Consider the following 8140-nt stretch of genomic DNA (forward strand, 5'->3'; position numbering starts at 1 on the left):
CCTTTCGGGCGTCCTACCAGAGGGTGGACGGTCCGGCGACGACCCAGCCGGCGTCGGTCGGCTTGACCCAGAAGCCCAGCGACACCTCGATGATCCGCGCTCGGCAGGTGACCTCGGCGGAGAGATGGCTGCCGGTGTGGCCCCAGCGGAACCCGCCGAGTTCGAGTTCGCCGAGCCAGGCCAGGTCCTGCTCCCAGGCGTCGGCGGCAACGCTCCCGCTCGCGGCCTCCGCGTCGGCGCTCGCTCCGGCCGAGCCCGCCCACAGCGACTTGAGCACGTGCCGCATCGACGCGTGATCGACGAGCTGTTCGGCCTCCTGGAGGTTCCCGGCTCGGAGCAGGCCGAAGTAGTGGCTGACGACCGCTTCGACGTCGGCCTTGGCAGGGCGCCTCGTCCAGATCTTCACCGCAAGATCCTAAAGGCGGCCCGGATCCCGCCATATTCCCACGTTTTACGGCATGGCCTGGGCGCTGATGAACCCCGATTACGAGGTGAGTTTCCCCGATACTCCCCCGTCCGGCACGCCCGAATTCACGTTGATCCCCGTGAACGTGCTGCCCGTGCCGTGGGAGATCACCGAGGTCGATCGGCCCATCGCCAGGAAACACGAGATCCAGGTCAACAACGTGATCGGCGAGATCTCCGGGGCGATGCCCGGCGGGCGGACCGGCACGTCACTGGCATTCGAACGTTATTCGGCGGGCACGGGCAGGTCGCGGCAGGCCAGGCAGGAGGTCGAAAAGCTGCTGACCCGCCTGGACGACGAGCATTTCATGGTCACCGTCATCGCCGAATTGTCGGAGCCGATGTCCGAGGCGCAGCTGGAACGGACGGGATTGTCGGCGTCCACGATTCTGCTGGATGCCCGGCGAGGAAAGAAACCCTTCGGCTGGAAAGCGGCGAACTGTGAAACCCTGGAGATGTCCGGCTGCGCGGACCTGAGCGTACTGGAGGGGTTCAGGCGCTGGAGCGCGAGCCTTCGCCCGGAGGACGAGAAGGCGCTGGGCGCCTGGGGTTTGAGCGGCGACCGGCTGCGCGCGATCGCGCGCGACGGAAAGGTGTCCGGTCTGATGGCGGACCTGACCTCCCCTTCGGGGGCACTGTCCTTCGTCAGGAACGACCGGGTGCGGGCGGTCTACGTCGCCGCGGTCCTCCTGAGACAGCCCGTGCCGCGATGACCGGATTCAGCATGCGACGTCGGCGGCGCTCGGGCCCGATCCGGTGATCAGGGCGTCGCCGAGTTCCGAGCGCAGGTAGAGGACCGAGCGCCCGTGGCGGGCGCTGGCGAGCAGGCCGGCCGCGCGGAGGGTGCGCAGGTGCTGGTTGACGGCCGAGGTGGTGATGCCCAGGCGGCCGGCGAGTTCGGTGGACGAGGCGGGGGTCTCCAGCATGGCGAGCAGCCCGGCCCGGGTGGCGCCCAGCAGGTCGGTGAGCACGGCGGGAGACGGGCGGGACTCGGTCTGCCAGAGCGTGCCGACACCCCGGGTGGCGTACATGACCAGCGGCGGCTCGGCGGGTGAGATGGGCGTGGTGGGCGCTCGGCTGAACAGGGTCGGGACCAGGGTGAGGCCTTCGCCGCTGGTGGCGCGCCGGTAGTGGCTGTCGCTGATCAGCCGCATGCTGACGACGCCGTCCTTCAGCTGGACGCGTTCGTTGAGGTCGGCGAACATCGCGGCCAGGCCGTGGGCGGAGATGACCTGGCCGCGGTGCACGACGTCGGCCTGCAGCACCGCGCGCATCCTGGGCCACCAGGGCGCGAAGCAGGTGCGCCAGTAGTCGCGCAGCGCGTCCAGGATGCGGGCCGACGGGTCGGCGCCGCGCAGCGGTTCCGGCAGCCGGGGGTGGATGGCGTGCAGGTCGTGGAGCACGCGTTCCACGGGTACGCGGGCGAGTGCGGCGAACTCGTCGTCGATGCGGGTGAGCGGGGCGTGGGGGCGGGGCGACAGGTAGTCCGGTGTCCACATGTCGTCGTTGGTGAGCGCGCGCAGCAGGGGCACGTCCAGGGTGGATCTGACCTGCTCCGTGCGGCGCAGCCAGGGCAGGTGCACGGGATAGCGGCCGGGGTCGCGGAACGTGCGCAGCGAGAGCGTGAGCTCGTTCAGCGGTGAGATGGCGAAGCGGACGTCGGCCACGTCCATCCCCGCCAGCTCGTATTCAATCAGGCCCGGCATGAAGCCATACGCTACATCAATTGGCGACAAAGGCCCTATTACGGGATAAAGACCCCCGTGATCGAGACCTTCTTCCCTCAGGACCGCGTCGCCCGGACGCTGACCGTCAGCACGATGGCGTTCGCGCTCTCCAGCGGCGTCTTCTACGCCGTCAGCACGCTGTACTTCACGCTCGTCATCGGGCTCAGCGTGACGACGGTGGGTCTCGGGCTGGGCATCGCGGGCGGCGCCGGGGTGCTGGCCTCGTACGCGGGAGGGTGGCTGGCCGACCGGGTCGCCGCACACCACGTCCAGACGGTGGCGACCGGGCTCTACGGCCTCTCGCTGCTCGCCTACACGTTCGTCACCGACGCCGTCGCGTTCACCCTGATCGCCTGCGTGGCCGTGATCACCCGCTCGGTGGGCTCCTCGTCGAAGCAGGCGATGCTGGCACGCTGGTACCAGGGTCCGGATCGGGTCGCGGTCCGGGCCAGGATGCGCGTGGTCACGAACGTCTTCATCGGCCTGGGCACCACCGCCGCCGCGGCCGCGCTGCTGATCGGCACCGCGCCGGCGTACCGGACGGCGATCGTCGTCGCCGGTGTGCTGCTGCTGGCCGCCACCGTGCCGCTGGCCGGGCTCGGCCGCCGGGTGCCCGAGCTGGCCGCCGCGATGACCGCCGTCAGGGCTGAGCGCACCGCGTCCACCGGGCCCTCGCCGCTCAGGGACCGCACGTACCTGGCGAGCGTGGTGTGCAACGCCGTGGTGGCCATGCAGTTCGGCCTGCTCACCGTCGGCATGCCGCTCTGGGTGGCCACCACCGACGCGCCTACCGCCATCGTCTCCGTGCTGCTCGTGCTCAACACCGCGGTCGTGGCCGCGCTCCAGGTGCGTGCCTCGCGCGGCACCGACGACGTCCGCACGGCCGGGCTCACGGTACGGCGCGCGTCGTGGCTGCTCGCCCTCGCCTGCGGCCTGTACGCCCTGGCCGGCTACGCCACCGTGATCGTCGCGTGTGCGCTGTTCGTGGTGGCCGCGTTCACCCACACCATGGGTGAGATCCTGGGCGAGGCGGGCGGCTGGGGGATGTCCTTCGAACTGGCCGACCCGCGCAGCGCCGGCGCCTACCAGGGGCTGAGCCAGACCGGCTACGCGATCGCCGGCATGTTCTCGCCGGTGCTCGCCACGACGGCGGTCGAACTCGGCACGGTGGGCTGGGCCGGGCTGGCCGCGCTCTTCGTCCTGGCCGGGACGGGCGCGGCCGCGGTGGCCAGACGCGCGGCCCCGCTGGTCCCCGTCGGCCAGTCGTACTGACCACAGAGGTCGGGTACGGGGTGACGGCGTGCTCGACCAGCCGGCCGCAGGAGCGGAAGCCGAGACGGCGGCAGATCGGTTCTCCGGCCGCGGACGCTCGGCGTCTTGCCGCCGGCCGGTCGGCTCCCGGAGCCTCCGCCCGAAAGGCCCTGGTCAGCCCCCCGGCCGCGGCGATCGGCGTCGTCCGCCGGGCAGGGTCTTCAGCCGAGTTGTTCGGCCAGTCCGACGATGATGCCCTCGGGGCCGCGGACGTAGCAGAGCCGGAAGCTGTCCTCGTACTGTGCCGCCTCGCCGACGAGTTCGGCGCCGTGCCCGCGCAGGCGCGCGACGACCTCGTCGAGGTCGTCGACGGCGAACATGATGCGGCGGATGCCCAGCGTGTTCACCGGCGCGTCCTGCGGCTCGGTCCTGATCGCCTTCGGCGTGTGGAACATCGCGAGCTCGATCCGGCCGTGTCCGTCCGGCGTGCGCAGCATCGCGACCTCCTGCCGGACGTCGTCGACGCCGATGACGCGCTCCACCCAACGTCCCTCGATCGGCGCCCTGCCCTCCAGTTCCATGCCGAGTTCGACGAAGAACGAAATGACGGCGTCGAGGTCGTCGACCACGATGAGGACGTTGTCCATCCGCTGGATCGTCATGCCAGGTCTCCTTGATGTGAATCAGCCACGTCGGCCGTGCCTCCACCCCTGAGACGGAGCCACCGGGCCGTTCTCGACATCCTCCGCGACTTCCTCGTCCCCCGGCGTCGCGACACCGCGGTGTTTCCATCGCTGGTTCGCCCGGGCCAGTGAGCGTGCGTCGGAGTAGCCGAGGCGATGTGCCAGGGCCGCGCGGCCGGCCGCCTTCATGCGGGCGGCCTCGGCCCGCCGTACTCCGTCCAGCTCGTGACGCCACCCGGTGCCCAGGTCGGCGAGCCGTCGCTGCAGCGTACGCGGGCTCATCGCCAGCCGCGCGGCCACCTGGGTCAGGGACGATCCCGACCCCAGCGACTCCCTCAGCACCTGACGGAACCGATCCAGCCAGGTGGTCGCCGCCGGCGGTCGTGGGAGTGCGTCGGCGTGCCGCCGCAGGATGCTCGCCAGCATCGGATCGAATCCCAGGACGGGCAGATTCATGTCGGCCTTGCGTACGGTGACGGCGTCCGCCGGAGCGCCGAAGTGGACGTCGTCCGTTCCCAGGACGTCGACGAACGCGTCGCGGCGTCGGGGCGCGGCCTGCCGGAAGGAGACCCGCACCGGGTTCACGGGCCGCCCGGTGACCGCCCGGGCCCGGGTGAACGTGCCCATGAGGCCGAACTGCATCGCCAGCTCGGCGCCGCGGCCTTCGCCGTTGTTGAGATTCACGTGGAAGGTGATGTCCCGCTCGGTTTCCGAGGCGTACTGGAAATGCCAGTTGGTGCTGACGGTGGGCATGAAGGTTCCCGATATCTCGAATCCCTCCCAGAGCGTCGACGCCGTGATGAACAGGTAGTCGTACAGCCCGAGTGCGCCGACCCGGTAGTTCCGGACGATCGCCACCGCGGCGTACGGGCTGCCCAGTTCATGCTCGACGAGTTCCCAGATGCGTAGATAGCGGTCGCTGGCGACCGTGGCGTGGTTCGTTCGCAGCGCCCAGGCCGGGATGTCGGCCTGACCGGCCACGCGGGCCGGGTCCAGGCCGGACGCGGTGATGACGAGCCGAGGAAGCAGGACGCAATCGAGTGCGTTCGCCGTCGATGGATCTGACACCCTGAACCGCTCCTGGGTTCCGATGCCGGACAAGGATTCCCCGCCGGTGCGCGGAGACGGCCGACCAGGGCCGGCGGCAGCGGTGCGCGCCGGATGGTCGTCGCGCTCACCTCATGAGCTGGTCGTGGAGCCCTTCGTCCTGGTCGACATGGCGTCCTTCTTTCGAGGTTCACGCGGATGCCGTTGTGCGCGCTCAGCATCGCGAGCGGCGCATTCAGAATTGCTGCAGAAAATCTGCGCCGGTATCACGGCGCTCTCGATGCGGCAGCAGCCTCGATGACGACCAGGCGTTGTGACGTTGTGGCGCTGGGCGCGTTCGCGCGCGCTCTGCGGAGAGGCGGGCGCTTCCCGGGCGCTAGCACCGCTAGACAAATGAGCGCCGATAAACTAGCGTCGCTAACACTTCTAGCGACGATCGAAGAAGTGGTCCGCGGGCGGTGGCACGCTCGGCGTCCACGGCCTCGCCGTCGTTCTCATCCGGTGAGAGCTCGAAAGGGAGACGACGATGATGAAGCTCAACGAACTACGCGGTGTTATTGAGGGACGCGTGCTCCTGCCCGAGGACGACGGCTTCGCGCAGGCCGCCACCGCATGGAACCTGACCGTCAGGCAGCCGGTGGCGCTGGCCGCCGGGGTGCTGCTGGTCGTGCGCGGCCGCTTCCCGGCGACGGCGCTGCTGGTGCTGGTGTGCGTCGGCATCGCCGTGTGGGGGGTCGGCGGCACCGGCTACGCGGCCTGGCATTTCTACTCGATCCTGATCCTGGTGCACACCGTCGCCGGCGCCGCGGAACTCCGTACGAGACGCGGGGCGGGCGGTCTCGCCGCGGTGCTGATCGCGTACGTGTTCGTGCAGCTCTACCAGCCCGGCGACCCGGCCGAGGTGGTGATCGGCGCGATCTTCATCGGCGTCGCCTACCTCAGCGGCATCCTGCTGCGTCAGCAGACCGAGCAGACCAAACGCCTGGCCGGGCAGGCCGCCCGGCTGGAGGCCGAGCGCGAGGAACGGGCCAGGCAGGCCGTCGCGGACGAACGCGCCAGGATCGCCAGGGAGTTGCACGACATCGTCTCGCACAATGTGAGCCTGATGACGCTGCAGGCCGGCGCGGTCCGGACGATGCTCGGCCAGGAGGCGCCACGCGAGCGCGACCTGCTGCTCAACGTGGAGCGCGCGGGCCGCGAGGCGGTGGAGGAACTGCGGCTCATGCTGGGCATGTTGCGCGATCCCGGCGGGACGGGGGTCCAGCCGTCCCTGGCCGGGCTGGAGCATCTGGACGCGCTGGTGGGGCAGGTCAGGGAGGCCGGCGTGGCGGTCGGCGTCGAGGTACGTGGCCGGCCGCGGCCGCTGCCGCCCGGGCTCGACCAGTCGGCGTACCGGGTGGTGCAGGAGTCGCTGACCAACGCGCTCAAGCACGCCCGTGCGAGCCGCATCGACATCACGGTGACGCACGCGCCCGGCGCGCTGACGCTGGAGATCGTCAACGACGGCACGACCGACAGCCCCGGCGACCCCGCCTGGCCCGACGACGCCCACCACGGCCGCAAAAGCGGTCACGGCGGTCATCACGGCGGTGATGGCGGCGGTCACGGCGAAGGTGATGGCGGCGGTCATGGTGGCGGTCATGGTGGCGGTCATGGTGGCGGTCATGGGCTGGTCGGGATGCGGGAGCGGGTGGCGATGTTCGGTGGCGAACTGGCCGCCGGGCCCGTGCCCGGCCGGCACGACTTCCGCGTGTGGGCGAGGTTCCCGCTCCTCTGAGCCACAACGCATCGCGCAGGTTCCCACTCGTTCGAACCTCGACGTATCGCGCCTCGGCGTATCGCCAAGACGAGGGTTCCGCTCGGCTGAGCCTCAACGATTTGTGGAGGCGGGGTCGCCCGGGAGGTGGACGACCGCCGCGCGCACCGGTCCCTAGCGTTCATCCCCGAAGGTTCGCCGCCGAAGGAGGACGCGAGTGTCACCGCTGCCCGGCCCGGCGCGTCTCCGCCGCCGCGGCACCCGGACAGGGATGTGACCCGAGTCCCCGGCCACGGGCGGGTGGGTGGCGCCTTCATCGGCAAGACCGCCGGCGCATCCCCAGCATCACGGAAAGAGGACTTCGATGAAAGCGACAGCGTTACTGCTGAGCACGGTCGTGCTCGGCGGGCTGCTGGCCGCCGCACCCGCATATGCCGCCACACCCGTATATGCCGCCGCCCCATCCGCCACATCGGCGGCCACGTCCGCCACGTCCGCCGCATATGCTGCCACGTCGGCCGCCCCGGCAGTGAAGACGGCGGTGGCGAAGGTGAAGGCGTCCCCTGCCAGGCAGTCGGGCGCCTGCCCGACCACGGTCGGTTTCTCCGCCGTGGTGGCCGCCAAGGGCAAGGGCACCGTCCGCTACCGATGGGTACGCGGCGACGGCAGCAAGAGCGTGGTCAAGAGCTTCCGCGTGAACGGCTCACGCAAGGTGACGGTGAAGGACCGGCAGACCTTCGACCGCGATGTCACCGGCTGGCAGGCCGTCGAGATCATCGGCAAGAAGGGGTTGTCGGGCAAGGCCCGGTTCAGCGTCTCGTGCGACGGCCCGCCGCAGGTCTGGGACGTCTCCCGCCCGCTGCCCGCCGACGACGACACGCTCCGCTCGGCCGCCGACGTGGACGTCACCCCGGCCACCCACACCGGCGTCTGCCCCACCACGGTGACCTTCACCGCGACCCTGCAGGTCTCGCGTACCCCGGCCACGATCCGCTACCAGTGGATCGACGGCATCACCGGCGAGTCCCAGCCCGAGTCCCTGCACTTCGCGGCCGGCGGGCCGCGCCTGCGCCAGGTCAGCCTGCCGATGACGGTCGCCGGTTCCGCGAATGGCTGGAAGGCGATCCGCATCCTGAGCCCCGGAGGGCACGACTCCGGCCGCGCCGCCTACACCGTCACGTGCCGGCCGGGCCCTGTCCCCACCCCCACGG

The 8140-nt window shown here is 70.7% G+C and carries 8 protein-coding genes; 4 read left to right on the plus strand and 4 right to left on the minus strand.

From position 1 onward, the window contains the following. Window positions 1–13: 13 nt before the first annotated feature. Window positions 14–406 carry a hypothetical protein gene (locus HII36_RS05065; RefSeq protein WP_173521855.1) on the minus strand — a complete coding sequence of 131 codons (393 nt, stop codon included), beginning with the start codon at window positions 404–406 and terminating at the stop codon, window positions 14–16. 52 nt (window positions 407–458) lie between these two features. Between HII36_RS05065 and HII36_RS05070 the strand changes: the two genes are divergently transcribed. After that, a complete protein-coding gene (locus tag HII36_RS05070; protein WP_173521856.1) occupies window positions 459–1178 on the plus strand; it encodes a hypothetical protein in 720 nt (239 codons plus the stop codon). A gap of 6 nt (window positions 1179–1184) precedes the next feature. Here HII36_RS05070 and HII36_RS05075 read toward each other — a convergent pair whose 3' ends face one another. Beyond that, window positions 1185–2171: an ArsR/SmtB family transcription factor gene (locus tag HII36_RS05075; protein ID WP_217369185.1), complete on the minus strand. Its 987-nt coding sequence runs from the start codon at window positions 2169–2171 to the stop codon at window positions 1185–1187. A gap of 57 nt (window positions 2172–2228) precedes the next feature. On the opposite strand from HII36_RS05075, the gene HII36_RS05080 reads away from it, so the two are divergent. Continuing rightward, entirely contained in the window at window positions 2229–3464 is a 1236-nt protein-coding gene (locus tag HII36_RS05080; RefSeq protein ID WP_173521857.1) for an MFS transporter, read from the plus strand. A gap of 200 nt (window positions 3465–3664) precedes the next feature. Here HII36_RS05080 and HII36_RS05085 read toward each other — a convergent pair whose 3' ends face one another. Both HII36_RS05085 and HII36_RS05090 read right to left on the minus strand, forming a co-directional pair. Further along, the gene (locus tag HII36_RS05085) at window positions 3665–4105 is read right to left on the minus strand and encodes a VOC family protein (RefSeq protein WP_173521858.1); all 441 of its coding nucleotides are present in this window, start codon (window positions 4103–4105) and stop codon (window positions 3665–3667) included. Window positions 4106–4126: 21 nt separating this feature from the next. Next, a complete protein-coding gene (locus tag HII36_RS05090) occupies window positions 4127–5194 on the minus strand; it encodes an AraC family transcriptional regulator (protein ID WP_173521859.1) in 1068 nt (355 codons plus the stop codon). Window positions 5195–5699: 505 nt separating this feature from the next. Here HII36_RS05090 and HII36_RS05095 point away from each other — a divergent pair. Then, window positions 5700–6950, plus strand: coding sequence for a sensor histidine kinase (locus tag HII36_RS05095; RefSeq protein WP_173521860.1), 1251 nt, complete (start codon window positions 5700–5702; stop codon window positions 6948–6950). Window positions 6951–7293: 343 nt separating this feature from the next. Beyond that, window positions 7294–8140, plus strand: an 847-nt coding sequence (locus tag HII36_RS05100) for a hypothetical protein (RefSeq protein WP_217369186.1), incomplete at its 3' end; no start/stop codon positions are given.

Origin of the sequence: Nonomuraea antri, from assembly GCF_013283785.1 — a bacterium.
Classification (GTDB): domain Bacteria; phylum Actinomycetota; class Actinomycetes; order Streptosporangiales; family Streptosporangiaceae; genus Nonomuraea; species Nonomuraea antri.

Coding starts and splice junctions, on each gene's coding strand:
- HII36_RS05095 (WP_173521860.1), top strand. CDS start 5,700: ATGATGAAGCTCAACGAACTACGCGGTGTTATTGAGGGACGCGTGCTC.
- HII36_RS05085 (WP_173521858.1), bottom strand. CDS start 4,105: ATGACGATCCAGCGGATGGACAACGTCCTCATCGTGGTCGACGACCTC.
- HII36_RS05070 (WP_173521856.1), top strand. CDS start 459: ATGGCCTGGGCGCTGATGAACCCCGATTACGAGGTGAGTTTCCCCGAT.
- HII36_RS05075 (WP_217369185.1), bottom strand. CDS start 2,171: ATGCCGGGCCTGATTGAATACGAGCTGGCGGGGATGGACGTGGCCGAC.